Here is a 235-nt window from a genome sequence, read left to right on the forward strand (position 1 = left end):
CGGCCCAAAGATCAGCAAGAAATATGACCGACCGGCAACCCCGTACCAGCGGGTCCTGACCGACGAGGGAACGGTCCAGAAAGGTGTGAAAGCGAAGTTGACACGGGAAAACAAACCCTTGAATCCGGCGGCAATCCAACGACAGGTTCAAGCGCTCTGCTCCGAACTGCTCACGCTCACCACGGCCAAACAAGGCCACAAGAGCCAACCACCCATCCGGGCACAATCAAATGAT

At 56.6% G+C, this 235-nt stretch carries 1 protein-coding gene; it reads left to right on the top strand.

Annotation, left to right across the window (positions count from 1 at the left end; translation table 11 throughout):
- Positions 1 to 235: hypothetical protein (locus AC3XQU_RS24950; protein ID WP_489876771.1), on the top strand; the 235-nt coding region annotated here is incomplete at both ends.

The organism is Telluria sp. AZSoR62 (genome assembly GCF_058111565.1).